Here is a 25,151-nt window from a genome sequence, read left to right on the forward strand (position 1 = left end):
GGGCAGCTCGGAGGCGGTCGCGGCGCCCTTAGCGTGACCGGTGTGCGAGATGCGGCGATGCGGGTCAAGGGCGGGATGCTCGGCGGTGCGGGGCTGGTGGCGCTCGTGTGGGCGGCCCAGGTGCGGCCCTCCGCGCGGCTCGACGCGCTCTTCGCGACCGCCGCCCACCTGAGCGGGCTGCTCGCCGGGTACGGGGTGCTCGTCGTGCTCTTCCTGATGGCCCGGGTGCCCGCCGTCGAGCACGGCGTCGGCGCCGACCGGCTCGCCCGCTGGCACGCCCGCGGCGGGCGGCACGTGCTGCTGCTCTGTTTCGGGCACGCCCTCTTCGCCCTGTTCGGGTACGCCGTCCACCAGGGCGTCGACGTGGTCTCCGCCGTCCGGGACCTGTTCGGCTACCCCGCGCTGGCGGCCGCCTTCGCCGGGACGGCCCTGCTGGCCGCCGTCGGCGTGACCTCCGCCCGAGCCGTACGCGGCCGGGTCAGCCACGAAACCTGGCGGGCGGTCCACCTCCTGGTCTACCTCGCCGCCTCCTTGGCCTTCGGCCACCAGCTCGCCGGGCCCGATCTCGCCCCGGCCGGCTGGTTCTGGGCCCTCGCCCACGCCACCGTCGCCGTCCTGCTGGTCTGGTACCGGGCCGTGGTCCCCGTACGGCAGGCCCTGCGGCATGCGCTGCGGGTGGCCGAGGTGCGCATCGAGGGGCCCGGGGTGGTCTCCGTCGTCGTGTACGGGCAGCACCTGGCGGAACTGCGCGCCGAGCCGGGCCAGTTCCTGCGCTGGCGGTTCCTCCAACGCCGCCTGTGGCACACCGCCCTGCCGTTCTCGCTGTCCGCGCCTGTCCAGGGGCACACCCTGCGGATCACCGTGAAGGCGCTCGGCGGGCACTCCCGGCGCATCCGCCGGCTGCGCCCCGGGACCAGGGTGATCGCCACCGGTCCGTTCGGGGCGCTGACCGCCGCCCGGCGGACCCGCCCCAAGGTGCTGCTGATCGCGGGCGGGGTCGGCATCACGCCGATGCGGGCGCTGTTCGAGACGCTGCCCGGGGGGCCGGGGGAGATCACCCTCCTCTACCGGGCCGGGGCCGAGGAGCAGCTGGTGCTGCGCTCCGAGCTGGAGGCCATCGCCGCCGAGCGGCGGGCGGGGCTGCACTACCTGCTCGGGTCCTCCGACGCCGCCTACGATCCGCTGGCCCCGCAGGCGCTGCTCGCGCTCGTGCCGGACCTGACCGAGCACGACGTCTACCTGTGCGGGCCGCCGGGGATGGCCGAGGCGACGCGGAGTGCGCTGCTGCGGGCCGGGGTGCCGGCCGCGCGCGTCCATTGCGAGTGCTTCAGCTTCTGACCCCGCGTTCCGGCCCCCGCGTTCCGGCCCCGCGCCCCCGCCTGATTCCGCCCCGCCCCGCCCCGCCCTGCCCCGCTCCCGCCCCGTGATCCGAGAGGCCGCCGCGTCATGCGCCATCCGCTCCACGTCCCGCTGTCCGTACCGGTCGGGGCCCCCGCCGCCCCTGTCCCCGCCGCCCCCGCCACCGCGCCCGCGGCCCGGCACCGGGGGCACCGCCGGCCCTCCGTCCTGCGGACGGGCGTGGCCGCACTGGCCGCCGTACCGCCCGCCCGGCGCCTCGCCGCCGGGCTCGGGCTGGCCAGCGTGCTGGCCGCGACGGCGCTGACGGCGATGGTGAACCCGGCCGCCCCGGCGGCCCCGGACCGGGTGCCGGCCCGGCAAAGCTCAACCTTTGCGCAAGTTTCCGGGGATTGATGGGTGCTGCACCCATCGGCTCCATAGGGTCGTGGCCGTGCCTGACATATCAACGACGATGATCATCGTGCTCTGCGTGGCCGCCGCCGCGGCCGGCTGGATCGACGCCGTGGTGGGCGGCGGCGGACTGCTCCTCCTGCCCGCCTTGCTCCTCGGCCTGCCGAACGCCCAGCCGGCCGCCGTGCTCGGCACCAACAAGGCCGTGGCCATCGTCGGCACCGCGGGCGCGGCGGTGACGTACGTACGCAAGGCACCGGTGGACGTGAAGCTCGCCGTCCGGATCGGCATCGCGGCGCTCGCCGGCTCCATGGGCGGCGCCGCGCTGGCCGGCGGGATCAGCAAGGACACCATGCGCCCGCTCATCATGGGCGTACTCGTGGTCGTCGCGGGCATCGTGATCTTCAAGCCGGGCTTCGGCACCGCCCCCTCGACCGCGCCCGTCAGCCGGCAGCGGGTGCTGCTCGCCATCGGTCTCGCGGGCCTCGGCATCGGCTTCTACGACGGTCTCATCGGTCCCGGTACGGGGACCTTCCTGGTGCTCGCCCTCACCGCGCTGCTCCACCTCGATCTGGTGACCGCGTCCGCGACCGCCAAGATCGTCAACTGCTGCACGAACGCCGGGGCGCTCGCGATGTTCGCGTACCAGGGCATGGTGCTGTGGCAGCTGGCCGCGCTGATGGCGGCGTTCAACCTGGCGGGCGGCATGGTCGGCGCCCGGATGGCGCTGAAGAAGGGCAGCGGGTTCGTGCGCGCCGTGCTGCTGACCGTCGTCGGCGCCCTGGTGGTCAAGCTCGGTCTGGAGCAGTGGGGCTGACCGGCGGGACCGACCGGCGGGACACCCCTCAGTACGTGCCGGTGAGGTGGGCGAAGACGACCACGTTGCCCTGGTAGCCGGTCCGGGGCGAGAAGCCGCCGCCGCAGGTGATCACCCGGAGCTCGGCGCGCGGCGAGGGGCCGTACACGCGGGAGTCGGGGAAACGGTCGGCTTCGTACACCTCGACCGCGTGGACGGTGAACACGGCGGTACGTCCGTCCGCGCGCGTTATCTCGATCGCCGCCCCGCGGTGCAGCGCGCCCAGGTGGTAGAAGACGGCGGGGCCGGTCGAGTGGTCCACGTGGCCCACGACGACGGCGGTGCCGACCGCGCCGGGGGTGGTGCCGTCCCGGTACCAGCCCGCCAGGTCGCGGCGGGCGGGCGGCGGCACCTCGATGCTCCCGTCGGGGCCGAGTCCGAGACCGGTCAGCGGGGCGTCCACCCGGATGGAGGGGATCCGGATCCGGTTCGGCGGGGATCCGGGGAGCGGGTCGATGCTGCCGGGGTAGTGCGCCCGCGTGCCCAGCGCCTCGGCGGGGGAGGGCAGCGGGGGCCCGGTCGGGACGTCGGAGCCGCTGCCGACGAGCCAGATGCCGACGCAGGCGGCGAGCGCGACGAGCCCGACGCGGCCGGCCTGGCCTCTGCCCATGGGTGCCCCCTGGCGGTGTGTTCCGGTCCCTGCTCCGTGTGGCGGCCCTCGCGGTTCCGCGCGGCGGCCTCGCGTACGACGGCTCTGCGCGCGGCGGCGCGCGGTGTGACGGCAGGCCGTCGCCCGGCCCCGCGAACGGGGGGGACCTCACGGGGCGGGCGACGGGGGACGGTACCGGTCGGACCGCGGCAGCAGCCGCGGTGGGCGTCCGTCAGCTCCGCGTGCCGCTCGCCCGGCGACGCAGGAGCCAGGTACCGCCGACGGCGGCCGCGGCCAGCACGACCGCTCCCGCCGTGATCTTGGTGGGGTCGACGGTGGTGGTCGTCCCGCCACCCACCCCGGTACGGACATGGCCCTTGGGGCCGCGTTCGGTGACGACGAGATCGCCGGTGGCGTATTTGCCGTCGGCGCAGGTCGCGCCAATGCTGTATGTGCCCGGGCGAATGCCGCGGGCGATTTGGAACTGCCCGATGACCACCTCTTTATGGGTGCCGGGGATCAATTTGAAGCGGCCGCCGCCGACCGTGGTGGCGTCCCCGTCGGCGTGGCCGCCGACGCCGCAGGCGGTGGTGTTCACGGTGATGCTCGCCCCGGGAGCGGCGGTTTTCGGCCAGATTTCCAGCTTCGCGAAGTCGCCGGGCGCGAAGCCCGTCGTACCGAGCTCCGCGGCGGCGACCGCCCCGGCGACCGGGCCCGTGAAGGCTACGGCGGTCAGCGCGGTGGCGGTGAGCACGTGGGCGGTGCGTCGGCGCATGGGGGCTCCTGGAGACACGGGGTCGTGGTCCCGAGCAAACCCGGCCCGGTCGCCTCGCGCCTGCTGATGATCCGTCAGGTATCCCTGGGTGGCCGCCGTTTCCGCAGGTCATGGCCCTCGGTTCGGCCATCGGGGCGTATCACGCCGTACGGGTGAGGCCGGCCCGGACGACCCGGCGGGCGAACCCCGCGACCCCTGCCCGGCCCCCGCCCGGCCCCGCTCACCCCCGCCCGGCCCCGCTCACACCGCGGGCAGCGTCACCGTCGCCGCCGCGCCCGCCGGAGCCGGGTTCGACAGCGTCACCCGCGCCCCGATCACCTGCGCCTGGCCGAACGCGATCGTCAGGCCCAGCCCCGTCCCCTGGCCCCGCTCGGCGGCGCCCGTCAGGAACCGCTGAGGCCCGTCCCGCAGCAGCTTCACCGGGAAGCCCGGGCCGTGGTCCCGTACCGTCACCGCGTTCGCGCACACCGTCACCGTGACCGGCCCCCCGCCGTGGCGACCGGCGTTGACCAGCAGGTTCATCAGGATCCGCTCCAGCCGCCGGGCATCGGTGCGGACCATCTCGGCGTTGTCCGCGCCGACCACCTGCGCCGCCACTCCCGACCGCCGCGTGATCGTCGCCACCAGCGGACCCAGGGCGTGCGCCCCCAACTGCGCCTCCTCCCGGCGCGCGTCCAGCCGCGCCACCTCCAGCAGGTCCTCGGTGAGCGTGCGCAGCGCCGCGACCCGGTCCCGCACCAACTCCGTCGGCCGCCCGGCCGGCAGCAGCTCGGCCGCGGTGTGCAGCCCCGTCAGCGGGGTCCGCAGCTCGTGCGCCACGTCCGCCGTGAACCGCTGCTCCGCCTCCAGCCGCTGCTGGAGGCTGGCCGCCATCGTGTCGACCGCCGAGGACAGCTCGGCGACCTCGTTCCGGCTCCCCGGCACGCCCGACGTCCCGATCCGCGCGTCCAGTTCGCCCTCGCTGATCCGGCGGGCCGTCTCGGCCGCCGTCCGCAGCTCCTTGCTCAGCCGGCTCGCCATCAGCGCGCCGCCGATCGCCGCGAGCGTCACGACCCCGGCCCCGGAGGCCACCAGTTGCCGGTCCAGCTCGACCAGTTCGGCCTGCTCGCCGCCGAGCGGGCGCCGTACGGACAGCACGTGGTCGCCGCCGACCGGGCGCGCCGCCCACACCGCCGGATCCGGCCCGGTCAGGTCGAGGTAGGTGGTGCGCCGGCCCGCCAGCGCCGCCCGGCGCAGCGGCTCCGGCAGCCGCGGGCAGTCGATCCACGCGTCGGCCTCGCCGACCTTGTCGTCGTCCAGCCGCCCGGTGAGCTCGTACACCTGGCGCACGCGGATCAGCTGGGCCAGCGCGCTCTCCCGGGCCGCGTCGCCCACCTGCTGGGCCCGCGCCTGGTGGATCAGTACGCCGATGGTCACGGCGACCAGCGAGCAGCCGGCCGCGAGCAGGATCGAGATCTTCCAGCGCAGGCCGAGGGCCCGCAGGAGGTGTCGGCAGCGGATCAGGGCGGGCCTCATTCGCACACCCGGCCGTACCGGTCGGTGCGCTTCGGCTGCGGGCCGGCCTGCTCGCTGTCGCAGCCCGGGAGGGACTTGCTGTAGCGCCGCTCGTCGCTGACGACCCGCATCCGCTCGCCGTCCCAGTGGTAGCGGACGGCCTGTTCGGAGCCGTCGTCGGCGGCGGTGCGCAGCAGCAGGTCGCCGCCGATGGTCTCGGCGGCCAGCCTCCGGCCGACGGTGAAGAGGACGGGGACGATCCGGGTCCCCTCGGCGGTGTACACGGTCAGCGCGGTGCGCCCGGTCTCCGCGTCGGCGGCGACGATCAGGTCCTGGGCCCCGTCGCCCGTGAGGTCGCGGTAGAGGGGCGGGCGTATGCCGACCTTGCCGGGCGCGTCGATCCAGCCCTTCGCCAGGAACGGCTTCATCGACTTGTCGGCGCGTACGACGTCCCGCACGCTCACCGCGGGCAGCCCGCCCGCCCCCACCTCGGGTGCGTCCTTCAGTGGCTGTGGCCGGGGCTCCCGGGTGCCGACCGGTTTCCCGGGGCCGGAGACGGAGTGGTCGGTCCACAGCGGCCAGAGCGATTCGGGCCGCGGCTGGGCCGACACGGGCGGCGCGGGCTCCCCGACGCCCAGCCCTCCGGGCGCGGAGCAGCCGCCGACGGCGAGCGCGCAGATCAGGGCGCACAGGAGGGCGGCGGCGAGGGGGCGGGCGGGTCGCGTCATGAGGAGCCAAATGGGTGTGAGGAGGGACGAACCGACCGTAGCGGGCGACGATCACGGGCACCGGGAGGTTGTGTAACAGCGGTGCGTACGGTGGAGGGGCGCAGGCAGAATCGGGACCAAAGTCCTGGACCGCGTGCTGTCCGCCGTACCCGAGGGAGGGCCCCGTGACATCAGCCGATCGGTTCAACGGGCCGGTGACCGGATGACCGCCGAACTCCCCTTCTTCGTGTACGGGACCCTGCGCCCGGGGGAGGTCAACCACGACCTGTTCCTGCGGGGCCGCACGGCGGCCGAGGAGCCCGCCCGGCTCCCGGACGCGCTCCTGTACGACGGCCCCGGCTACCCGTACGCCGTCCCGCACCCCGGATCGGAGGTCGTCGGCGAGCTGGTCACCGCGGCCCCCGGCGCGTACGGGAGGCTGCTGGCCGAACTGGACCGGCTGGAGGAGTACCACGGCCCCGACCGGCCGTTGAACGTCTACGACCGGGTCCGCCGGGACGCGGTCCGCCCGGACGGCACCCGGACCGCCGCCTGGGTCTACCTGGCGGCCCCGCTGCTGGCCCGCAGGCTGCGCGAGTCCGGCACCGAGATACCGGGCGGCGACTGGTTCGGGCGGAGGTAGTCCCCTGCGCGGGCAGTCCGGCGTGGCCGGGCGTCCGGCGGTACCGGGCTACAGGCCCTCGGCGCCGCGGTTGCGCAGGCGCTGCCCGTACTGCTGGAGCACCCAGAGCTCCTCCTGGACCGCCGCCAGCTGCTCCGGCGGGGCCTGGGTGCCCAGGCGCGACATCGTGCCCTGGATCTCGTGGACCCGGCGGTCGACCGCGCGCAGCCGGACCTGGACCAGCTGGACCCCCGCGTACACCTCGTCCACCGTCTTGGCGTGGATGGCCTCGACCGCGAGCTCCGTGACCAGCGCGCGGACGGTGTCGTTCGGCGCCGCGTCGCGTACCCGGGCCAGGTAGTCGTCGGTGCCCAGGGAGGCACCGCCCGCGGCCTGGATGGCCTCGCGGACCGCCGCGTAGGGCGGGGCGGTGAACTCGTCGACCCCGTACGCGTCGAAGGCCGGCGAGACCAGCGCCGGGCGCTGGAGCGCCAGTTTGAGCAGCTCGCGCTCGGTGCGGTGCGCGGGGCTGCGCAGGTTCAGCGCCGGTCCGCCGCCGGTGGGGGCGCTCGGCGCCGGGGCCGCCTCGTACGGGGACGCCTGCGACGGCCGGCCGCGGCCCTGCTGCTGCCCGCCGCCCTGGCCGCCCCGTTCCCGCGCCCAGCGCGCCAGCTGCGCGACCCGCTTGACGACGAACTGCTCGTCGCGGATGCCGAGCATCCCGGCGAGCTGGACCGCCGACTCGTGCTGGATCGCGATGTTCTTGATGTTGGCGACGACCGGGGCCGCCTCGTCGAGCGCGGCCGCCCGGCCCGCCGGGTTCTCCAGGTTGTGCCGGGCCACGATGTGCCGCAGGGCGAACTCGAACAGCGGGGTACGGGCCTCCACCAGACCGGCCACGGCCGCGTCCCCCTGTGCCAGGCGCAGGTCGCAGGGGTCCATGCCGCCGGGGGCGATGGTGATGGAGGTTTCGGCGGCGAACTTCTGGTCGTCCTCGAAGGCGCGGAGCGCGGCCTTCTGGCCGGCCGCGTCCCCGTCGAAGGTGAAGATCACCTCGGCCGTCGCGTTGTCCATCAGCAGGCGGCGCAGGATCTTGATGTGGTCGCCGCCGAAGGCGGTGCCGCAGGTCGCGATCGCGGTGGTGACCCCGGCCATGTGGCAGGCCATCACGTCCGTGTAGCCCTCGACCACCACGGCCCGAGAGGTCTTCGCGATCTCCTTCTTCGCCAGGTCGATGCCGTACAGGACCTGGGACTTCTTGTAGATCGCCGTCTCGGGGGTGTTCAGGTACTTCGGCCCGTTGTCGTCGTCGCGCAGCTTGCGCGCGCCGAAGCCGACCACCTCGCCGCTGATGTCCCGGATCGGCCACATCAGGCGGCCGCGGAAGCGGTCGATGGGCTTGCCGCTGCGGCTGTCCTGGGCCAGGCCGGAGGTGATCAGCTCCTTGTCGCTGAAGCCCTTGCCGCGCAGGAAGCGGGTCAGGTGGTCCCAGCCGGCCGGGCTGTACCCGACGCTGAAGTGCTCGGCCGCGGCCTGGTCGAAGCCGCGCTCCGCGAGGAACCTGCGGCCGATCTCGGCCTCGGCGCCGCCCAGCTGCTCCACGTAGAACTGCGCGGCGGCCTTGTGGGCCTCGACCAGGCGGATGCGCTCGCCGCGGCCGCTGGTGCCGGCGGTGTAGCCGCCCTCCTCGTACCGCAGGGTGATGCCGGCCTGGCCCGCCAGGCGCTCGACCGCCTCCGAGAAGGAGAGGTGGTCGATCTTCATGATGAAGTCGAGGGTGTCCCCGCCCGCCTGGCAGCCGAAGCAGTGGTAGAGACCCTTGCTGGGGCTGACCTGGAAGGACGGGGACTTCTCGTCGTGGAAGGGGCAGAGGCCCTTGAGGTTGCCGCCGCCCGCGTTGCGCAGCTGGAGGTAGTCGGAGACCACGGCGTCGATCGGGACCGCGTCCCGTACCGCCTTCACATCGTCGTCGTTGATCCGTCCTGCCACCCGTGAAGTCTACGGCCGGGCACCGGCAAACCCGTCAGGCCCCCTCCGCCCCCACCAGGGAGTCCAGCGGAACCGACGGGTCCGCCAGGGCCTCGCGGTTGACCGGGGTCTTCGACCGGATCAGGGCCTGGATGTGCTCGGTGACATCCCACACATTCACGTTCATCCCGGCCAGCACCCGCCCCTCCGACAGCCAGAACGCGATGAACTCCCGCTTGGCCACGTCGCCGCGGATCAGCACCTGGTCGTAGCCGCCCGCCGGGGCGTACCCCGAGTACTCCAGGCCCACGTCGTACTGGTCGGAGAAGAAGTACGGCACCCGGTCGTACGACACCTCCTGGCCCAGCATCGCCCGCGCCGCGGCCGGGCCCCCGTTGAGGGCGTTCGCCCAGTGCTCGACCCGCAGCCGGGTCCCGAGCAGCGGGTGGTGCGCCGCGGCCACGTCGCCGACGGCGAACACGTTCGGATCACTGGTGCGCAGCGAGGCGTCCACGGCGATGCCGCCGCCGTGCTGCCGGTCGACCAGGGCCAGCCCGGAGGTCTCGGCGAGCGCCGTCCGGGGCGCCGCCCCGATCGCCGCGAGCACGGCGTGCGCCGGATGCTCCTCCCCGTCGTCGGTGCGGGCCGCGAGCACCATGCCGTCGTGCCCGACGATCTCGGTGAGCCGCGCCCCGAAGTGGAAGCGGACCCCGTGCTCCGCGTGCAGGTCGCCGAACAGCCGGCCGATCTCCGGCCCCAGCACCGCGTGCAGCGGGGTGGCCAGCGGCTCGACCACCGTGACCTCGGCCCCGTACCCCCGGGCCGCGGCGGCCACCTCCAGGCCGATCCACCCGGCGCCCGCGATCAGCAGGTGGCCGTTGTCCCGGCCGAGGGTGGCCAGGACGCCCTTCAGCCGCTCGGCGTGCGCGAGCCGGCGCAGGTGGTGCACCCCGACCAGTTCCGTGCCGGGGATGTCCAGGCGGCGCGGTTCGGCCCCGGTGGCCAGCAGCAGCTTGTCGTAGTGCAGCGCCGTGCCGTCACCGAGGACGATCTTGCCGGCCTCCCGGTCCAGCTGGACCGCGGGCTGGCCGAGGTGCAGCTCGATGTCGGCCTTCGCGTACCAGGACGGCTCGTGGACGAAGACGCTGTCGCGCTCCTCCTTGCCCTGCAGGTACCCCTTGGAGAGCGGGGGCCGTTCGTAGGGGTGGTCGCGCTCGTCGCCGACCAGGATCACCCGCCCCGTGAACCCCTCGGACCTCAGCGTCTCCGCCGCCTTGGCCCCGGCGAGCCCTGCGCCGACGATGACGAATGTCCGGTGTGCGTCGACCACCTGATGCCTCCTCATAACCTCTCCGCCACATGCGACCACATGCGAGCGTCCCGCACCGAGCCTGCCGCGTGAAGGGGGAATGGCCCGATCGGCTCACCCGACCGCACGGCGCGCGCGCCGTGCGAGCCGGGCGTGCAAGGAGCGCGCGGAGGCGTCCGTGAGCGCCGCGATCTGGTCGATGACCGCCCGTTTGCGGGCCCTGTCGTCGGGCGCGGCATCGAAGATCGCCCGGAACTGCGGGTCCAGCCCCTCGGGGGCGCGGGCGCTGAGGGCCTCGGCGAGTTCGGCCAGGACGATGCGCTGGTCGGCGCGGAGCCGCTCCTGCTCGTCCCGCTGCATCACGTAGAGGTCGGCCACCGCCTTGAGGACCGCGCACTCGTTGCGCGCCTCGCGCGGGACGACCAGCTCGGCCGCGTAGCGCGTCAGCCGGCCGGAGCCGTAGGCCTCGCGGGTGGCGCCCTCGGCGGCCAGGCAGAACCGGCCGATCAGCTGGCTGGTGGCGTCCTTGAGGCGGGCCTGGGCGACGGCCGACCCGTCGTACCCGTGGGGCCACCACTCCTGCTCCATCAGCCGGTCGAGGGCGGCCCGCAGCTCCTCGGGCTCGGTGTCGGCCGGCACGTACCGGCCGATCGCGACCCGCCAGATGGCGGTGCGCTCGGGCTCGGCGAAGAGGAGGTTGGGGTCGAGGTGCCCGGCGTGCAGCCCGTCCTCGAAGTCGTGGACGGAGTAGGCGACGTCGTCCGACCAGTCCATCACCTGGGCCTCGAAGCACTTGCGGTCGGCGGGCGCGCCGCGCCGCAGCCACTCGAAGACCGGCAGGTCGTCCTCGTACGCACCGAACTTGACCGAGTCGGGATCGGTGGGGTGACCGCCGCGGGCCCAGGGGTACTTGGTGGCGGCGTCCAGGCAGGCCCGGGTGAGGTTGAGGCCGACGCTGACGAGCTCGCCGGTGGCCGGGTCGGGCACGAACCGCTTCGGCTCCAGGCGGGTCAGCAGGCGCAGCGACTGGGCGTTGCCCTCGAAGCCGCCGCAGTCCTTGGCGAACTCGTTCAGCGCCTCCTCGCCGTTGTGGCCGAAGGGCGGGTGGCCCATGTCGTGCGAGAGGCAGGCGGCCTCGACGAGGTCGGGATCGCAGCCGAGGGCGGCGCCGAGCTCGCGGCCGACCTGGGCGCACTCCAGCGAGTGCGTCAGGCGGGTGCGGGGGCTGGCGTCCCAGTCGTACGAGCGGCTGCCGGGGGTGACCACCTGGGTCTTCCCGGCGAGGCGGCGCAGCGCGGCGGAGTGCAGCACGCGGGCCCGGTCGCGCTGGAAGGCGGTCCGGCCGGGCCGTTTGTCGGGCTCGGCGGCCCAGCGCTCGGTGTCGGACGCGTCGTACGGGGCGCCGGGGGCGTCCGGGTCGGGGTGGGGGGCGGGTGCGGTGCCGGTGCGTTCCATGCCTTCCATGCTCAGACGGTAACCGGGAACACCGACAATGCGACCAATCCGAGCAATCCGCGCGGGCGGGGTCTTTACGCGGTGGCCAGTTTCAGGGGTGCCCCGGCGGGCAGGGAGGTGCGCCACCGGGCCAGGGCCTCGTCGTAGCGGTGGAGTACGAGGCGGGCCAGGGCCGGGTGGTCGCCGAGCGGGGCGGCCGCGGGGCCGGGCGCGGCGGCGGCGCACTGGGCGGCGAAGCGGCCGGGGGCGGTGAAGTACGAGGCCACCGCGATCCGGTGGTGGCCTCGGGCGGCGAGGGCGCGGACGGCGTCGGGGACGGTGGGGGCGGCGGCGGAGGCGTAGGCCGCTACGACGGGTGCGCCGCCGAGGCGTTCGCGGAGCAGGGCGGCGGTGCGGCGGGTGTCGGCCGCCGCGTCGGGGTCGCGGGAGCCGGCGGCGGCGAGGACGACGGCGGAGCCCGCGCCGGGGGCCCAGCCGGCCTCCAGGAGCCGCTCGTACAGGGCCTCGACCAGCAGCGGGTGCGGGCCGAGCGGGGCGGCGACGCGGGTGTCCAGGTGGGCGGCGTGGGCGGCGGACGCGGGGAGGTCCCGCTTGACGTGGTGGCCGCGGCCGAGGAGCAGCGGGACGAGCACGGCCGCGCCGGCCGCGTCGCGGAGTGCCTCACCGAGCAACGGCCGGCTCAGCTCGACGTGGCCGAGGCGGACGTCGAGGCGGGGGCGGAGCTCGCGGATCCGGTCGAGGAGGGCCATCGCGGCGGGGAGGGCGCGGGGGTCGCGGCTGCCGTGGGCGACGGCGACGAGGGTGGGCTGCATGCGGGGGCTCCGTCGGGCCGGCCCGCCGCCGGGCGCCAGGGACGCAATCCGCTGAGCTGCGTGCCGAGTTGGCTGGTGATCCGGGTCAGCAGCTCCGTGGCGGTGGCGGGGGGAAAGGGGAGGGACAGGGACTCGGGAGGGTGCACCAGCTCCGTCATGGACCGATCCTGCGGGCCGCAGATGTCGTGGGCGTTGCGCAGGGATGACGGGTGTTTACCGGGAGCTCACCCGCTCATTCGTACGAGTGAAAGGCGTGGGGCGGGGAACTGGGGCGCGGGCGGAGATCGTCAATGTGTGCGAACGGGGTGTGGTGCGACGGGGGGATCGACCATGAAGCGCAATCCGAAGTGGAAGCCGAAGCCGTTGCCGGGCTGGACGCGCACGGTGGCGGGGCGGCGCCGGGCCGTCCAGGCTGTGGTGGCCGGGTGCGTGCTCTTCCTGCTGCCCTCGGCCTGGACGCACGCGGCGGCCGCGGACCGGCTGCGGAGCACGGCCGACGCGCCGGCCGCCGAGGTGGCGGTGGTGTTCGGGGCGGGGCTGTGGGACGGGCGGCCGACCCCGTATCTGGCCAGACGGCTCGACGCGGCGGTGGAGCTGTACCGCACGGGCAAGGTCAAGGTCGTGCTCGTCACCGGGGACAACAGCCGCACCGAGTACGACGAGCCCGACGCCATGCGGACCTACCTGACGGCCCACGGGGTGCCGGGGGACCGGGTCGTCAGCGACTACGCCGGGTTCGACACCTGGGACTCCTGCGTCCGGGCCAAGGAGATCTTCGGGGTGAAGCGGGCGGTGCTGATCAGCCAGGGCTTCCACATACGCCGGGCCGTCGCGCTGTGCGGTGCGGCGGGTCTGGACGCGTACGGGGTCGGGGTGGACGACCAGCACGACGCGACCTGGTACTACGGCGGCACGCGCGAGGTCTTCGCGGCCGGCAAGGCGGCGCTGGACGCGGCCTTCAAGCCGGAGCCGCGGTTCCTGGGACCGAAGGAGCAGGGGGTGTCGCGGGTTCTGGCGGCTCTGGCAGACTGACGCCCCGTCGGCCGGGTATGCCGATTAGTCATATGGCTTCGTCAGGGGTGTGCACCGTGGCTGTTGTGGATCTGACCGGAAAGACCGTCGTCATCACCGGGGGAGCGCGCGGGCTGGGCGCGGCGGCCGCGAGGGCCGTCGTGGACGGAGGCGGAAGCGTGCTGATCACGGACGTGCTGGAGGCGGAGGGCGCCTCGACGGCCGAGGAGCTGGGCGGCGCGGCGCGGTTCCTGCGGCACGACGTCACGAGCGAGGCCGACTGGCAGGCCGCCCTCGACCACGCGGTGGCCGAGTTCGGACGGATCGACGGCCTGGTGAACAACGCCGGCATAGCCACCGGGCAGCTCCTGGAGCACGAGAGCGTGGAGCACTTCCGGCGGGTCGTCGAGATCAACCTGGTCGGCACCTTCATCGGCATCAAGACGGCGATACCGCTGCTGCGGGCGAACGGCGGCGGCTCCGTCGTCAACATCTCCTCGGCGGCCGGGCTCATGGGCCTGGCACTCACCGCCGGGTACGGGGCCTCCAAGTGGGGCGTGCGCGGCCTGTCGAAGATCGGTGCGGTCGAGCTCGCCGAAGCGGGGATCCGCGTCAATTCGGTGCACCCGGGCATGACGCTGACCCCGATGACCGCCCCGATCGGGATCCAGCCCGGCGAGGGCCGCTTCCCCGGCGCCCCGCTGGGCCGCGTCGGCTCCCCGGAGGAGACGGCCGCGGCCGTCGCCTTCCTCCTCTCCGACGCCGCCGCGTACATGACCGGCGCCGAACTGGCCGTGGACGGCGGCTGGACGGCGGGCCCGCCGATACCGAACCCCGCGGGGCGGTAGTACCGGTCCGCCGCGGCTCCTGCACGGTCCCCACCGGGTGACGGCGCCCGCGCCAACACCCTCGTGTGCGCGGTCCGCGTCGAGCCGGCCTGACCGCAGGCCACCCCAGGCACCTCCGGTCGCCTCCGGTCGCCGTCCACCGGCGCGAGCGCCCCCGGCCCAGGGCCCCGGGGGCGTTTGCGCGGCATCGAACTCCTCGGACATGCGTCCGGTCCGCATCGGGGTTCCCGGCGGCGGGTAACCATCCGGTCACGCACCGGACTCAGAAAGTGCTCGCACGCCCCTCGTGGCAGCGATGTGTCGTACCCCACACTGAAGTGCGGTGCCCCCGTCCTCGGAGCCCTGGAGGTCGCCCCCGTGCAGACCCGGATCCTGACCGTCAACGTGAGCCCGCCCGTCCAAGACACCGAGGCCACAGTGGCTGATGAGCCCGAGGTCGAAGCCGTGGACGAGGAGCCCGAAGAGCCGGAGGTACTGGAGCTCATCGAGCAGGCGCCCGAGCCGCGCCGGCGCCCCGACACCGGCGGAGCCGGCCCTTCCGCCGACCTGTTCCGCCAGTACCTGCGCGAGATAGGCAGGATCCCGCTGCTCTCCGCCGCCGAGGAGGTCGAACTCGCGCGACGCGTCGAAGCCGGCCTGTTCGCCGAGGAGAAGCTGGGCAACACCCCCGACCTCGACCTGCGGCTCGCCCTCGACCTCGACAAGCTGGTCGTGATGGGCCGGATGGCCAAGAGGCGCCTCATCGAGTCGAACCTGAGGCTCGTCGTCTCCGTCGCCAAGCGCTACGTGGGCCGCGGGCTCACCATGCTCGACCTCGTCCAGGAGGGGAACCTCGGACTCATCCGCGCCGTCGAGAAGTTCGACTACGCCCGCGGCTACAAGTTCTCCACCTACGCCACCTGGTGGATCCGGCAGGCGATGTCGCGGGCCCTCGCCGACCAGGCCCGCACCATCCGCGTGCCCGTCCACGTCGTCGAACTGATCAACCGCGTCGTGCGCGTCCAGCGCCGCATGCTCCAGGAGCGCGGCTACGAGCCCACCGCCGAAGAGGTCGCCGTCCACCTGGAACTGACCCCCGAGCGGGTCCTGGAGGTGCTGCGCCTCGCCCAGGAGCCGGTCTCGCTCCACGCGCCGGTCGGCGAGGAGGACGACGTGGCCCTCGGCGACCTCATCGAGGACGGGGACGCCGCATCGCCCATGGAGTCCGCCGCCTTCTTCCTCCTGCGCGAGCACCTGGAAGCCGTGCTGTCCACCCTCGGCGAGCGCGAGCGCAAGGTCGTGCAGCTGCGCTACGGCCTGGCCGACGGCAGGCCCCGCACCCTGGAGGAGATCGGGCGGATCTTCGGCGTGACCCGCGAGCGGATCCGGCAGATCGAGTCCAAGACGCTCAACAAGCTCCGCGACCACGCCTTCGCCGACCAGCTACGCGGCTACCTGGACTGACTACGCAGACTGACACGGAGGAGGGGTGCCCCCCTCCGGAGGGCACCCCCACGCCAAGCCGAGACCTCGACGCTAGTCGACCTCGGCCACCGCCTGCGCGAACTGGGCCGCGTACAGGCGTGCGTACGCGCCCTGCGACTCCAGCAGCTCCTCGTGCGTGCCCTGCTCGACGATCGAGCCGTTCTCCATCACCAGGATCACGTCGGCGTCGCGGATCGTGGACAGCCGGTGCGCGATCACGAAGGACGTACGGCCGTGCGCCAGGCGCGCCATCGCCTTCTGGATCAGCACCTCGGTACGGGTGTCCACCGAGCTCGTCGCCTCGTCGAGGACCAGGATCACCGGATCCGAGAGGAACGCCCGGGCGATGGTGATCAGCTGCTTCTCTCCGGCGCTGACGCCCGCGCCCTCGTCGTCCAGCACGGTGTCGTAGCCGTCCGGCAGGGTGCGGATGAACCGGTCCGCGTGCGCGGCCCGGGCGGCTTCCTCGACCTCGGCGCGCGTGACCTCGCGGGCCGCGCCGTACGCGATGTTCTCCGCGATGGTCCCGCCGAACAGCCACGTGTCCTGGAGCACCATGCCGATGGCGCCGCGCAGTTCCTCGCGGGTCATCTTGGCGATGTCCACCCCGTCCAGGGCGATCTCGCCGCCGGTGACCTCGTAGAAGCGCATCAGCAGGTTCACCAGCGTGGTCTTGCCGGCGCCCGTCGGGCCGACGATCGCGACCGTGTGGCCGGGCTCGACCGTCAGCGACAGGTTCTCGATCAGCGGCTTGTCCGGCTCGTAGCGGAAGGCCACCTTGTCGAGGGTGACCTGGCCGCGGACCCGCTCCGGACGCTCCGGAACCTCGGCGTCCGGCTCCTGCTCCTGCGCGTCGAGCAGCTCGTACACCCGCTCCGCCGAGGCCACGCCGGACTGCACCAGGTTCGCCATCGACGCGACCTGCGTCAGCGGCATCGAGAACTGGCGCGAGTACTGGATGAAGGCCTGCACGTCACCGATCGACAGGCTGCCCGAGGCCACCCGCAGGCCGCCGACGACCGCCACCAGCACGTAGTTGATGTTCGAGATGAAGAACATCACCGGCTGCATGATGCCGCTGACCAGCTGCGCCTTGAACGAGGCCCGGTACAGCGCCTCGTTCTGCTCGGCGAAGACCGCCGCGGACTCCTTCTGCCGGCCGAAGACCTTGACCAGCGTGTGGCCCGAGTACATCTCCTCGATGTGCGCGTTGAGCGCGCCCGTCGACTTCCACTGCGCGACGAACTGCGGCTGCGACTTCTTGCCGATCTTCGCCGCGACGACCACCGACACCGGGATCGTCACCAGCGCGACCAGCGCCAGCAGCGGGGAGATCCAGAACATCATCGCCAGCACGCCGACGATCGTCAGCAGCGAGTTGAGCAGCTGCCCCATCGTCTGCTGGAGCGTCTGCCCGATGTTGTCTATGTCGTTCGTGGCCCGGCTCAGCACCTCACCGCGCTTCTGCCGGTCGAAGTACGACAGCGGAAGCCGCGAGAGCTTGCCCTGGAGCTCCTCGCGCAGCCGGTACACGGTGCCGTTCATGATGTGGTTCGACAGCCGCGTCGCGACCAGCATCAGCAGGCCGGCGAGGGTGAAGACCACCAGCGCCCAGATCGCCACGGCGCCGACGGCGCCGAAGTCGATGCCCTCGCCCGGGGTGAAGTCGGTGCCGGACAGCATGTCCGCCATCCCGCCCTCGCCCTTGGCGCGCAGCCCGTCCAGGGCCTGCTCCTTGGTGATCCCGGCCGGCATCTGCCGTCCGATGATCCCCGCGAACACGAGGTCGGTCGCCCGCCCCAGGATCTTCGGGCCGACGACCGAGCAGCCGACGCTGCCGACGACGGCGGCGACCATGCCCCACAGCTTGACCCGGTCCTGCGCGATCTGGCCCAGCAGCCGTTTGCCCGAGCCCTTGAAATCCATGGACCGCTCGGCCGGCCCCATCATCATCCGTCCTCCGGGCCCGCTCATGCGGCCTCCGCCTCCGTCAGCTGGGAGAGCACGATCTCCCGGTAGGTCTCGTTGTCGGCCATCAGCTCGTGATGGCGTCCCTCGCCCACGACCTGGCCCTCGTCCAGCACGATGATCCGGTCGGCGTCGCGGATCGTGGAGACCCGCTGCGCCACGATGACCACCGTCGCCTCCTCCGTCTCACGGGCGAGCGCCGCGCGCAGCGCCGCGTCCGTCGCGTAGTCGAGGGCGGAGAAGGAATCGTCGAAGAGGTAGATCTCCGGGCGCTGCACCAGGGTGCGGGCGATGGCCAGACGCTGGCGCTGGCCGCCGGAGACATTGGTTCCGCCCTGGGTGATGGGCGCGTCCAGGCCGCCCTCCAGCTCGGAGACGAACCCCCGGGCCTGCGCCACCTCCAGTGCGTGCCACAGCTCCTCGTCGGTGGCGTCGGGACGCCCGTACCGCAGGTTGGAGGCGACGGTTCCGGAGAAGAGGTACGGCTTCTGCGGCACCATGCCGACCGTCTTGGCCAGCAGCTCCGGGTCGAGACGGCGTACGTCCTCGCCGTCGACCAGCACATCGCCGCCGGTCGCGTCGAACAGCCGCGGGACCAGGCCCAGCAGCGTGGACTTGCCGCTGCCCGTGGAGCCGATGACCGCGGTGGTCTCGCCGGGGCGGGCCACCAGGTCCACCCCGCGCAGGACCGGCGCCTCGGCGCCCGGGTAGCGGAAGTCGGCGCCGCGCAGCTCCAGCTGACCGCGGGCCAGCAGCTTGCGTACGGGGTCCACGGGCGGGACCACGCTGGACTCGGTGTCCAGGACCTCCTGGACGCGCTCGGCGCAGACCTCGGCGCGCGGCACCATCATGAACATGAAGGTGGCCATCATCACGGACATGACGATCTGCATGAGGTAGGCGAGGAAGGCCGTCAGCTGGCCGATCTCCATGCCGCCGCTGTCGATGCGCATCGCGCCGAACCAGATGACGGCGACGCTGGAGATGTTCACGACCACTATGACGGTGGGGAACATCAGCGCGAGCAGCTTGCCGGCCGCCAGCGAGACGCCGGTGAGGTCGGCGTTGGCCTCCCGGAACCGGTCCTTCTCGTAGTCGTCGCGGACGAAGGCGCGGATGACGCGGTTGCCGGTGATCTGCTCGCGCAGCACCCGGTTCACGGTGTCCAGGCGGACCTGCATCTTCCGGAACAGCGGCCGCGTCCTGAAGACGATCGCGCCGACCGACAGGCCGAGGACGGGCACCACGGCCAGCAGCACGCCCGACAGCTTCACGTCCAGCGAGAGGGCCATGCCGATGCCGCCGATGCACATGATCGGGGCCGAGACCATCAGCGTGAAGGTCATCAGGACCAGCATCTGGATCTGCTGCACGTCGTTCGTCGTGCGCGTGATCAGCGAGGGCGCGCCGAACTGGCCGAGCTCGCGCGCGGAGAAGCTCTGCACCCGGTCGAAGACCGAGGCGCGGATGTCGCGACCGACGGCGGCCGCGGTACGGGCGCCGAAGTAGACGGCGCCGATGTTGCACACGAGCTGGACGAGGGAGACGCCGAGCATCAGGGCGCCGAAGCGCAGGATGTAGCCGGTGTCACCGCTGACGACACCGTTGTCGATGATGTCGGCGTTGAGCGTGGGCAGGTAGAGGCTCGCACTGGTCTGCAGCAGTTGCAGCAGGACCAGCAGGGCGATCGGTTTCCGGTACGGACCCAGATGGGTCCGCAGAAGTCGTATGAGCACGCGCAGGCTCCGGTCGGCAAGATCGAGGGGGTTCACTCCATCTTCGGCCACCGCGAGGCCGATCCCCACCGGTTTTCGCAAAGGCCGGTCAAAAGGAGTAGACCGGCCGCCGCGCCTACTCCAGCGGCAGTAGGCCGGTCGACCGAGCGACGCCTGAACGGTGCCCCGGCGGTGGCCGAACGGTGCCCCGGCGGTGCCCGGGCGGACCCGGGGCTCAGCCCTGGAAGGCCCCCGGGTGGATCTGCTCCCGCGTCGCGATGTACTGCTGGCGCACCGCCTGCCACGCCGGGTACTCCTCGCCCGGCTCGAAGACCTGCGCCGCCGGACCCGGCCACACCGGCGGGGTGTGCGCGGCCAGCGTGCCCTGCTGCACCCCGAGCGCCCACGCCGCCTGGCGCGCCGCGCCCAGCGCCGCGTAGTCGGCCGGCGCCGGTACGACGACCTGCGTCCCGAACAGCCCCGGAGCCGCGGCCTGTACGGCGGGCAGCTCGGCCGCCGCGCCCAGCAGGAACACCCGGCGGATCTCCACCCCGCGCGTGCGCAGCACGTCCAGCGCGTCGACCAGCCCGCACAGCATGCCCTCGAACGCGGCCCGCGCCAGGTGCTCCGGCTTCATCGAGTCCCGCCGCAGCCCGGACAGGGTCCCGGCGGTGTGCGGCAGGTTCGGCGTCCGCTCACCCTCCAGGTACGGCAGGAGTACGAGGCCGTGCGCACCCGGCGTCGACTTCAGCGCGAGCTCCGACAGCCCCTCCAGATCGGTGCCGAGCAGCTCGGCGGTGCCGCGCAGCGCCCGTACCGCGTTGGAGGTGTTCACCACCGGCAGGTGCATGCCGCTGGCGTCGGCCAGCGAGGTGATCAGCCCGCCCGGCTCCGACAGCGCCTCGTGGTGCACGGCCATCACCGAGCCGGAAGCACCCAGCGAGACCACCGCGTCGCCGGGGCCGAGGCCCAGCCCGAGCGCGGCGGCCATGGTCTCCCCGGTGCCCGCGGAGATCAGCAGCCCCTCCGGCGTCATCCCGGCGGCCTCGGCCGGCCCGAGCACCTCGGGCAGCAGCGCCATGTGCCCGAGCGCCAGTTCCACCAGATCGGGGCGGTACGAACCGGTGGCCGGCGACCAGTACCCGGTACCCGAGGCGCCGCCCCGGTCGGTGGTCCGCCGGGCCGGCCGGCCCAGCAGCTGCCACACCAGCCAGTCGTGCGCGGACATCAGCACGGCCACCCGGCGCGCCGCCTCCGGCTCGGTGCGGGCCAGCCAGGCCAGCTTCGCCACCGGCTGCGCGGAGTGCGGGACGGACCCGACGGCCTCGGCCCAGGCCTGCCGGCCGCCGAGCGCCTCGATCAGGTCGGCGGCGGCGACCTGGCCGCGCTTGTCGTTGCCGATCAGGGCCGGACGTACGAGGGCGCCCTGCTGGTCCAGCGGCAGCAGTCCGTGCTGCTGCGCGGAGACGCCGATGGCCTGGACGCCTTCGAGGAGCCCGCCGCCGGCGGCCTCGCCGAGGGAGAGCAGCCAGGCCTGCGGGTCGGTCTCGTGGGGGTGGAGGCTCTCGGGATCACCCGCGGGCTGCGGATGGGGGGCGTACCCCTGGCGCAGCACGGCACCCGTGTCGGTGTCACAGACGACGATGCGAGTGAAGGCGGAAGAGCTGTCCAGCCCGGCGACTATCCCCATGCGGAGAATTCTGCCGCACGCGGAGGCGGGATCCGCCGCCCGGAGGCGCCGGATCCCGCCCTGTTCCCGAGGCTCAGGTGTTGCTGGTGCCCCACTCGTCCTCGGCGCCGCCGCCGGCGCGGTCGCGCATGCCCCGTACCCGCCCGGCCAGGGAGGAGGGCATCGCGTCGCCCACCTTGTCGCTCACGGCGGCGAAGGCCTTCCCGGCGTACTCGCGCCCGGTGTGCCCGGCGCTCTCGGCGGCGTTGCGCACCGCCGGGTTCTGCGCGATCCCACGCGCGGACTTCTTCAGCTGCTCGTAACGCTCGCGCCCCGCGCGGGTTCCGAGGACGTACCCGAGGGCCAGTCCGACCACGAACGTGACCTTGTACCGCATGCCTGCCACCCTTCGTCGTGTGGTGCCCGGCCTGCTGGCGATACCGATTGGCGGAGCACCCCCCTGCTTGCGCTAATCTATGACTCGCAACGGGCGCTCGCCCCTCCGGCTAGGCCGGAGGTGGGCTGTTCGGTGCACCGCAGCAATCCCCTGTAGCTCAATTGGCAGAGCAGCCGGCTGTTAACCGGCAGGTTACTGGTTCGAGTCCAGTCGGGGGAGCGCAGTCCCCTGTAGCTCAATTGGCAGAGCAGCCGGCTGTTAACCGGCAGGTTACTGGTTCGAGTCCAGTCGGGGGAGCATCGAAGAAGAGGACCTCACGCGGGTCCTCTTTCTTTTTGCCCTGGTTCTGGAACCGGGCAGCCCTCAGAACGGTCTCCCTCAGCAGCGAAGCCGATCATGCGGGGCATCCGAGGCAGGAGATCGTATGAGCGGCTATGCTGCGGCAGACGGCGCGCACACATGTACGCGCCACGCCGTGAAGGGGCGGTAGCTCAGCCGGTTAGAGCAGCGGACTCATAATCCGTCGGCCGTGGGTTCGAGTCCCACCCGCCCCACTGCGAGCCGCAGGTGAAGAAACGATCTCACCTGCGGCTTTGGCGTTTTCAGGGGCTGCCGCGCCAGCAGGCGAGCTGAGCTCACGCCTTTGGCTGGGAACGACCCGGGACGAGAGTCCCCCGGATGGACCTGCTCGCGCCGCCGGCGCGGCACGGGGGAAGCCGCCCTCTCGGCCGCGTCGCGCCCCACCCCGCCCAGCAGGTGTGGGTACAGGTCTGTGGTGATCGTCACCGTGGAGTGCCCGAGGCGCTTCGACACGCTCGCCAAGTCGACCCCGGCGGCGAGCGTCAGCGAAGCCTGCCCGTCCCGCAGGTCGTGCAGCCCCACCCGTCGCGGCCGCCGGCCCTCCCCGTCGAGCAGGTGCGCGTCGTCCTCGAAGCGGGCGGCGTCGATCAGCCCACCGAAGAGCGTGGAGACGTGATCAGGGCGCAGGGCGTCGCCGTCCTCATGGGCGAACACGAGCCCGTGGTCCCGGTACGCCAACTTCCACTTGCGGCGCTCCTCCTCCTGCCGCAGCTTGTGACTCAGGAGCGCGCCGCCGGTCAGCTCGTCGAGGTCGATGATCCGATCCTCGTCGCTCGCCGTCTTGGGCCGGGAGAACATCAGACCGATGTGCCCCCTTGGCATTACGGACCCGCCACGGGAGCCATGTCCCGCTTCTTGAGCCCGGACACCTGCACGATCTGCTGCCGCACGACGATCACCCGCCGGGCGAAGTCGACGTCGTCCCATCGGAGCCCCCACGCCTCGCCGCGGCGCAGGCCCGTTCCGGCGATCACCTCGAAGAGGGCGCCGAGGCGGTGCGTGCCGATGCGGTCGAGGAAGGCGCCGAACTCGGCTGGCTCCCACGGGATGACCTTGGGGCGCTGAGAGGTCGGCAGCTCGACGTTCTTCGCCATGTTGAAGATGATGAGCTGCTCCTTCACCGCAGTCGTCAGGGCGCTGCGCAGCGTCGCGTGAATCTGGCCTACGGTCGCCGTCTCCGCCTCCCGTCGTTGACCTCGGCGAGCAGCTTGTCGACGTGCGAGGGCCGCAGGTCGCGCAGGCGTATGCGGCCGAGGTGTGGCACGAGGTAGTCGTCGATGTGGTGCCGGTACGAGCAGAGCGTCGTCGGGCGCCGGCCCGCCCGCTCCTTGAGCTCCATCCACTTCCTGAGCCACTGCTCGACGGTCTGCCCGTCGTCGTGGGTGTAGCTGCCCTCACTGATCCGGGCGAGGACCGTGCTCAGCTCGCGCTCGGCCTCGTCGGCCGTGGCGAACCCGCCCTTCTTGAGCTGCTGCCGCTTGCTGTCCTTCTCGATCCCGGAGTCTGCGGGGTAGTACCTGGAGTCCTGGGCCTTCTTGCAGTTCTTACGCCGGCCCTTGGCGTCGTGCCCCTGCCCGGTGGGGAGCGAGCGACATGCTCGTGAGCACATCTATGAGAATGGCTGGCGTGGACTACTTCACTGAGACGGGCTGGATGGCCTTCTTTTCTGGCACGGAAACCGAGGTGGGTCGGCAGCGTGGTGTCGAGGCATGGCACCCCACCACCGGCGCTGCTCTCATCGTGGACCCAGACCGAGGCGCGCTCAGGCCCGTAACGGACTTCGAGGACTTCTCTCATCTGGAGCGCGTCCACCGGATAGCGGGAGTGGTTCCCGGTGGTGGGTGGCGGGCGCATTGGGAGGACGAAGGCGGTGCTCCGCTCACTCAGCCGGTGTTGGCGTGGCTCATCAGCTCGCAGGGCGGCGCGACGCCGGTGACCGTGGAGCCGAACGGAGACACCGACTGCTCTGGGATCGCGGATCGACTACTTGCCCCGGGGCAAGAGCTTCGCTGACGGGGAGGCGCCCCGGCCGCCCTCCGATCCGGCCCTGCCTTACCTCTCGCGTAGTGCGCTGCTGGCTGAGGTCAGCCGTTGAGCGGGGAGCGCGAAGTGGTTCTCGGGGTTGCGGACGCTGTGCGAGCCGCCGCCGTCTGACCGTTCGCCAAGGCAAGCGCCTGTTCGTGAAGTGGGACGGCTTCGACTACGAGGCGCTCGGCGAGCGCAGTTGTAGCCACTTTGGGATCGCTCTGGACGGCCCCTGCGCGAGGCGTACGCCGAAAGCGTCACCTCCATCGAAGCCGGCCCGGGTGCGGACGAAGCCAAGCGGCTCCGCGGCTTCAGGATCCGCCAGAGCCGCTCGGCAATCCTGGTCACCGACACGGCACTGCGGCCCGAGGTCGCCAAGCTCCACGCCGCGTTCGGTCACGCCCGCCGCGGGGCGCTGGGCGCGACCACGGAGGAGGAGCCCACGGGGGCGATCGGCCGTCTGCGGGCCGAGCTGCTGGGTGGCTCCGCCTACGAGCCGATCCAGCGCCTCCAGCCGGAGGCGGCTGCTGCGCCTGATCCCTGATCCACATTTCCACACTCTCAGAGCAGGCCAGGTGCGGGAATCCTTCGCGCACCTGGCATGCAGGCGATGCCGGGAAGGCAAGGCCGGGAAGATCCTCCGGCCGGGCGAACCGGAATCGAGTGCCAAGCCGTACCGACTATCCGCCACTTATCCCTGTGGCTTGTGGAGAACAATCTCCCGCACATCCGCCAGCCATTGGCGCAGCCGCACGCCCTGTGGCGGGAGAATGGAAAGGCCAAGCGTCGCCGCCGAATTCTTGAGCAATTTGTCCGATTCGTTGAGGGCCAGGAATTCGTCAATCTCGTGCGCCACCTGCCGGAGGTCACTCTCTGAAGCGTCCGAAGCGTAGTCGTCCAGAGCCTCCCTGTGCGAGGAATACTCCAGTGAGAAATCTTGATGGAAGTAAGCTCCCAGCAGGTGTGAGAGTTCGGGAAAACGCTCTTTCCATTCCCATGCGGTTTGAGGAGGTGACTGGGAGGGGGTTTCCGGCTTCGCGAGGAACTGTCGGAGGTGCCCGCCGATCACGGCAAGACAGCTCTCCACCGTCTTCCCGTGGGGAGGGTGGATGTGGGGCAAGAGGTCGACGTCATCCGCGATGTAATCGTTGAACAGCCCGGTCTTGAGGAGGTCGTCGATTTCTGCTGCCGCCTCGGCTGCGCGGGCGGGATCGAGTGCGGCTTGCCTGAGGTAGGCGCTGAGTGCGGCTCCGCGACGGTCCTCAGTGTCATCGAAGGCGTAGCCGGTCACTTCATAAGAGCGCAGCAGCTGGCGCAGTTCACGAAAGCGATCGTTCGACGGTGTCACCTGTTCATGC

23 protein-coding genes and 3 tRNA genes are annotated in these 25,151 nt (G+C 72.5%); 11 read left to right on the forward strand and 15 right to left on the reverse strand.

All coding sequences use genetic code 11. From position 1 onward, the window contains the following. The first annotated feature begins 42 nt into the window (after positions 1 to 42). From CP980_RS22645 to CP980_RS22660, 3 genes are all read left to right on the forward strand, one after another. On the forward strand, positions 43 to 1,338 hold the full coding sequence (locus CP980_RS22645; protein WP_150528950.1) for a ferredoxin reductase family protein: 1,296 nt from the start codon (positions 43 to 45) through the stop codon (positions 1,336 to 1,338). A 108-nt stretch (positions 1,339 to 1,446) separates the two neighbouring features. Then, entirely contained in the window at positions 1,447 to 1,752 is a 306-nt protein-coding gene (locus tag CP980_RS35235) for a hypothetical protein (RefSeq protein ID WP_167535870.1), read from the forward strand. Positions 1,753 to 1,789: 37 nt separating this feature from the next. After that, entirely contained in the window at positions 1,790 to 2,566 is a 777-nt protein-coding gene (locus CP980_RS22660) for a sulfite exporter TauE/SafE family protein (RefSeq protein WP_132755373.1), read from the forward strand. A gap of 28 nt (positions 2,567 to 2,594) precedes the next feature. Here CP980_RS22660 and CP980_RS22665 read toward each other — a convergent pair whose 3' ends face one another. The 4 genes from CP980_RS22665 to CP980_RS22680 form a co-directional block, all read right to left on the reverse strand. Continuing rightward, complete coding sequence (locus CP980_RS22665; RefSeq protein WP_150528951.1) at positions 2,595 to 3,215, reverse strand: class F sortase; 621 nt, start codon at positions 3,213 to 3,215, stop codon at positions 2,595 to 2,597. A 211-nt stretch (positions 3,216 to 3,426) separates the two neighbouring features. Continuing rightward, on the reverse strand, positions 3,427 to 3,969 hold the full coding sequence (locus CP980_RS22670; protein ID WP_229907227.1) for a hypothetical protein: 543 nt from the start codon (positions 3,967 to 3,969) through the stop codon (positions 3,427 to 3,429). Positions 3,970 to 4,209: 240 nt separating this feature from the next. Beyond that, positions 4,210 to 5,484 (reverse strand): sensor histidine kinase, encoded by a 1,275-nt coding sequence (locus CP980_RS22675; RefSeq protein ID WP_150528952.1) that lies wholly within the window; start codon positions 5,482 to 5,484, stop codon positions 4,210 to 4,212. After that, positions 5,481 to 6,191, reverse strand: a complete 711-nt coding sequence (locus tag CP980_RS22680) for a hypothetical protein (RefSeq protein WP_189998965.1) — start codon at positions 6,189 to 6,191, stop codon at positions 5,481 to 5,483. The genes CP980_RS22675 and CP980_RS22680 overlap by 4 nt, the downstream gene beginning before the upstream one ends. Before the next feature lie 202 nt (positions 6,192 to 6,393). On the opposite strand from CP980_RS22680, the gene CP980_RS22685 reads away from it, so the two are divergent. Further along, positions 6,394 to 6,813, forward strand: a complete 420-nt coding sequence (locus tag CP980_RS22685; protein WP_150528953.1) for a gamma-glutamylcyclotransferase family protein — start codon at positions 6,394 to 6,396, stop codon at positions 6,811 to 6,813. Between the two features lie 48 nt (positions 6,814 to 6,861). On the opposite strand, the gene dnaG is transcribed toward CP980_RS22685, so the two are convergent. The 4 genes from dnaG to CP980_RS22705 all read right to left on the reverse strand — a co-directional run bounded on the left by dnaG (position 6,862) and on the right by CP980_RS22705 (position 12,336). Beyond that, positions 6,862 to 8,781: a DNA primase gene (dnaG, locus tag CP980_RS22690; RefSeq protein WP_123514567.1), complete on the reverse strand. Its 1,920-nt coding sequence runs from the start codon at positions 8,779 to 8,781 to the stop codon at positions 6,862 to 6,864. Positions 8,782 to 8,815: 34 nt separating this feature from the next. Next, positions 8,816 to 10,090 carry an NAD(P)/FAD-dependent oxidoreductase gene (locus tag CP980_RS22695; protein WP_132755382.1) on the reverse strand — a complete coding sequence of 425 codons (1,275 nt, stop codon included), beginning with the start codon at positions 10,088 to 10,090 and terminating at the stop codon, positions 8,816 to 8,818. A gap of 93 nt (positions 10,091 to 10,183) precedes the next feature. Beyond that, positions 10,184 to 11,533, reverse strand: a complete 1,350-nt coding sequence (locus CP980_RS22700; RefSeq protein ID WP_373312943.1) for a deoxyguanosinetriphosphate triphosphohydrolase — start codon at positions 11,531 to 11,533, stop codon at positions 10,184 to 10,186. A gap of 65 nt (positions 11,534 to 11,598) precedes the next feature. After that, positions 11,599 to 12,336 carry a sirohydrochlorin chelatase gene (locus CP980_RS22705; RefSeq protein WP_150528954.1) on the reverse strand — a complete coding sequence of 246 codons (738 nt, stop codon included), beginning with the start codon at positions 12,334 to 12,336 and terminating at the stop codon, positions 11,599 to 11,601. A gap of 330 nt (positions 12,337 to 12,666) precedes the next feature. Here CP980_RS22705 and CP980_RS22710 point away from each other — a divergent pair, with 330 nt between their 5' ends. The 3 genes from CP980_RS22710 (at position 12,667) to CP980_RS22720 (ending at position 15,638) form a co-directional block, all read left to right on the forward strand. Further along, positions 12,667 to 13,368 carry a SanA/YdcF family protein gene (locus tag CP980_RS22710; RefSeq protein WP_150528955.1) on the forward strand — a complete coding sequence of 234 codons (702 nt, stop codon included), beginning with the start codon at positions 12,667 to 12,669 and terminating at the stop codon, positions 13,366 to 13,368. 32 nt (positions 13,369 to 13,400) lie between these two features. Beyond that, positions 13,401 to 14,195, forward strand: a complete 795-nt coding sequence (locus tag CP980_RS22715; RefSeq protein WP_132755388.1) for a glucose 1-dehydrogenase — start codon at positions 13,401 to 13,403, stop codon at positions 14,193 to 14,195. Positions 14,196 to 14,492: 297 nt separating this feature from the next. Beyond that, positions 14,493 to 15,638 (forward strand): RNA polymerase sigma factor, encoded by a 1,146-nt coding sequence (locus tag CP980_RS22720; protein ID WP_229907226.1) that lies wholly within the window; start codon positions 14,493 to 14,495, stop codon positions 15,636 to 15,638. A gap of 72 nt (positions 15,639 to 15,710) precedes the next feature. On the opposite strand, the gene CP980_RS22725 is transcribed toward CP980_RS22720, so the two are convergent. From CP980_RS22725 to CP980_RS22740, 4 genes are all read right to left on the reverse strand, one after another. After that, positions 15,711 to 17,633: an ABC transporter ATP-binding protein gene (locus CP980_RS22725; RefSeq protein WP_132755390.1), complete on the reverse strand. Its 1,923-nt coding sequence runs from the start codon at positions 17,631 to 17,633 to the stop codon at positions 15,711 to 15,713. Then, entirely contained in the window at positions 17,630 to 19,363 is a 1,734-nt protein-coding gene (locus CP980_RS22730) for an ABC transporter ATP-binding protein (RefSeq protein ID WP_099892558.1), read from the reverse strand. Before CP980_RS22730 ends, CP980_RS22725 begins: the two co-directional genes overlap by 4 nt. Positions 19,364 to 19,577: 214 nt before the next feature. Further along, positions 19,578 to 21,032 carry an FGGY family carbohydrate kinase gene (locus CP980_RS22735; RefSeq protein ID WP_132755392.1) on the reverse strand — a complete coding sequence of 485 codons (1,455 nt, stop codon included), beginning with the start codon at positions 21,030 to 21,032 and terminating at the stop codon, positions 19,578 to 19,580. Positions 21,033 to 21,105: 73 nt separating this feature from the next. Beyond that, a complete protein-coding gene (locus tag CP980_RS22740) occupies positions 21,106 to 21,408 on the reverse strand; it encodes a YtxH domain-containing protein (protein WP_132755394.1) in 303 nt (100 codons plus the stop codon). 146 nt (positions 21,409 to 21,554) lie between these two features. On the opposite strand from CP980_RS22740, the gene CP980_RS22745 reads away from it, so the two are divergent. From CP980_RS22745 to CP980_RS22755, 3 genes are all read left to right on the forward strand, one after another. Further along, positions 21,555 to 21,627: transfer RNA gene (locus tag CP980_RS22745), tRNA-Asn, on the forward strand. Between the two features lie 5 nt (positions 21,628 to 21,632). Beyond that, positions 21,633 to 21,705 (forward strand) — tRNA-Asn (locus CP980_RS22750). Between the two features lie 183 nt (positions 21,706 to 21,888). Next, positions 21,889 to 21,962, forward strand: a tRNA-Ile gene (locus CP980_RS22755). A 627-nt stretch (positions 21,963 to 22,589) separates the two neighbouring features. Here CP980_RS22755 and CP980_RS22765 read toward each other — a convergent pair. Both CP980_RS22765 and CP980_RS22770 read right to left on the reverse strand, forming a co-directional pair. After that, entirely contained in the window at positions 22,590 to 22,862 is a 273-nt protein-coding gene (locus tag CP980_RS22765) for a tyrosine-type recombinase/integrase (RefSeq protein ID WP_167535871.1), read from the reverse strand. 68 nt (positions 22,863 to 22,930) lie between these two features. Further along, on the reverse strand, positions 22,931 to 23,377 hold the full coding sequence (locus CP980_RS22770; protein ID WP_150528957.1) for a tyrosine-type recombinase/integrase: 447 nt from the start codon (positions 23,375 to 23,377) through the stop codon (positions 22,931 to 22,933). Between the two features lie 8 nt (positions 23,378 to 23,385). On the opposite strand from CP980_RS22770, the gene CP980_RS22775 reads away from it, so the two are divergent. Continuing rightward, a complete protein-coding gene (locus CP980_RS22775) occupies positions 23,386 to 23,781 on the forward strand; it encodes a hypothetical protein (RefSeq protein WP_229907232.1) in 396 nt (131 codons plus the stop codon). A 703-nt stretch (positions 23,782 to 24,484) separates the two neighbouring features. On the opposite strand, the gene CP980_RS22780 is transcribed toward CP980_RS22775, so the two are convergent. Continuing rightward, entirely contained in the window at positions 24,485 to 25,141 is a 657-nt protein-coding gene (locus tag CP980_RS22780; protein WP_150528958.1) for a contact-dependent growth inhibition system immunity protein, read from the reverse strand. Positions 25,142 to 25,151 lie beyond the last annotated feature (10 nt).

It is taken from the genome of Streptomyces vinaceus (assembly GCF_008704935.1).
Taxonomy (GTDB): Bacteria; Actinomycetota; Actinomycetes; order Streptomycetales; family Streptomycetaceae; genus Streptomyces; species Streptomyces vinaceus.

Coding starts and splice junctions, on each gene's coding strand:
- CP980_RS35235 (WP_167535870.1), top strand. CDS start 1,447: ATGCGCCATCCGCTCCACGTCCCGCTGTCCGTACCGGTCGGGGCCCCC.
- CP980_RS22665 (WP_150528951.1), bottom strand. CDS start 3,215: ATGGGCAGAGGCCAGGCCGGCCGCGTCGGGCTCGTCGCGCTCGCCGCC.
- CP980_RS22670 (WP_229907227.1), bottom strand. CDS start 3,969: ATGCGCCGACGCACCGCCCACGTGCTCACCGCCACCGCGCTGACCGCC.
- CP980_RS22675 (WP_150528952.1), bottom strand. CDS start 5,484: ATGAGGCCCGCCCTGATCCGCTGCCGACACCTCCTGCGGGCCCTCGGC.
- CP980_RS22680 (WP_189998965.1), bottom strand. CDS start 6,191: ATGACGCGACCCGCCCGCCCCCTCGCCGCCGCCCTCCTGTGCGCCCTG.
- CP980_RS22685 (WP_150528953.1), top strand. CDS start 6,394: ATGACCGCCGAACTCCCCTTCTTCGTGTACGGGACCCTGCGCCCGGGG.
- CP980_RS22700 (WP_373312943.1), bottom strand. CDS start 11,533: ATGGAAGGCATGGAACGCACCGGCACCGCACCCGCCCCCCACCCCGAC.
- CP980_RS22705 (WP_150528954.1), bottom strand. CDS start 12,336: ATGCAGCCCACCCTCGTCGCCGTCGCCCACGGCAGCCGCGACCCCCGC.
- CP980_RS22710 (WP_150528955.1), top strand. CDS start 12,667: ATGAAGCGCAATCCGAAGTGGAAGCCGAAGCCGTTGCCGGGCTGGACG.
- CP980_RS22715 (WP_132755388.1), top strand. CDS start 13,401: ATGGCTTCGTCAGGGGTGTGCACCGTGGCTGTTGTGGATCTGACCGGA.
- CP980_RS22725 (WP_132755390.1), bottom strand. CDS start 17,633: ATGAGCGGGCCCGGAGGACGGATGATGATGGGGCCGGCCGAGCGGTCC.
- CP980_RS22735 (WP_132755392.1), bottom strand. CDS start 21,032: ATGGGGATAGTCGCCGGGCTGGACAGCTCTTCCGCCTTCACTCGCATC.
- CP980_RS22740 (WP_132755394.1), bottom strand. CDS start 21,408: ATGCGGTACAAGGTCACGTTCGTGGTCGGACTGGCCCTCGGGTACGTC.
- CP980_RS22765 (WP_167535871.1), bottom strand. CDS start 22,862: ATGGCGAAGAACGTCGAGCTGCCGACCTCTCAGCGCCCCAAGGTCATC.
- CP980_RS22770 (WP_150528957.1), bottom strand. CDS start 23,377: ATGTGCTCACGAGCATGTCGCTCGCTCCCCACCGGGCAGGGGCACGAC.
- CP980_RS22775 (WP_229907232.1), top strand. CDS start 23,386: ATGGCTGGCGTGGACTACTTCACTGAGACGGGCTGGATGGCCTTCTTT.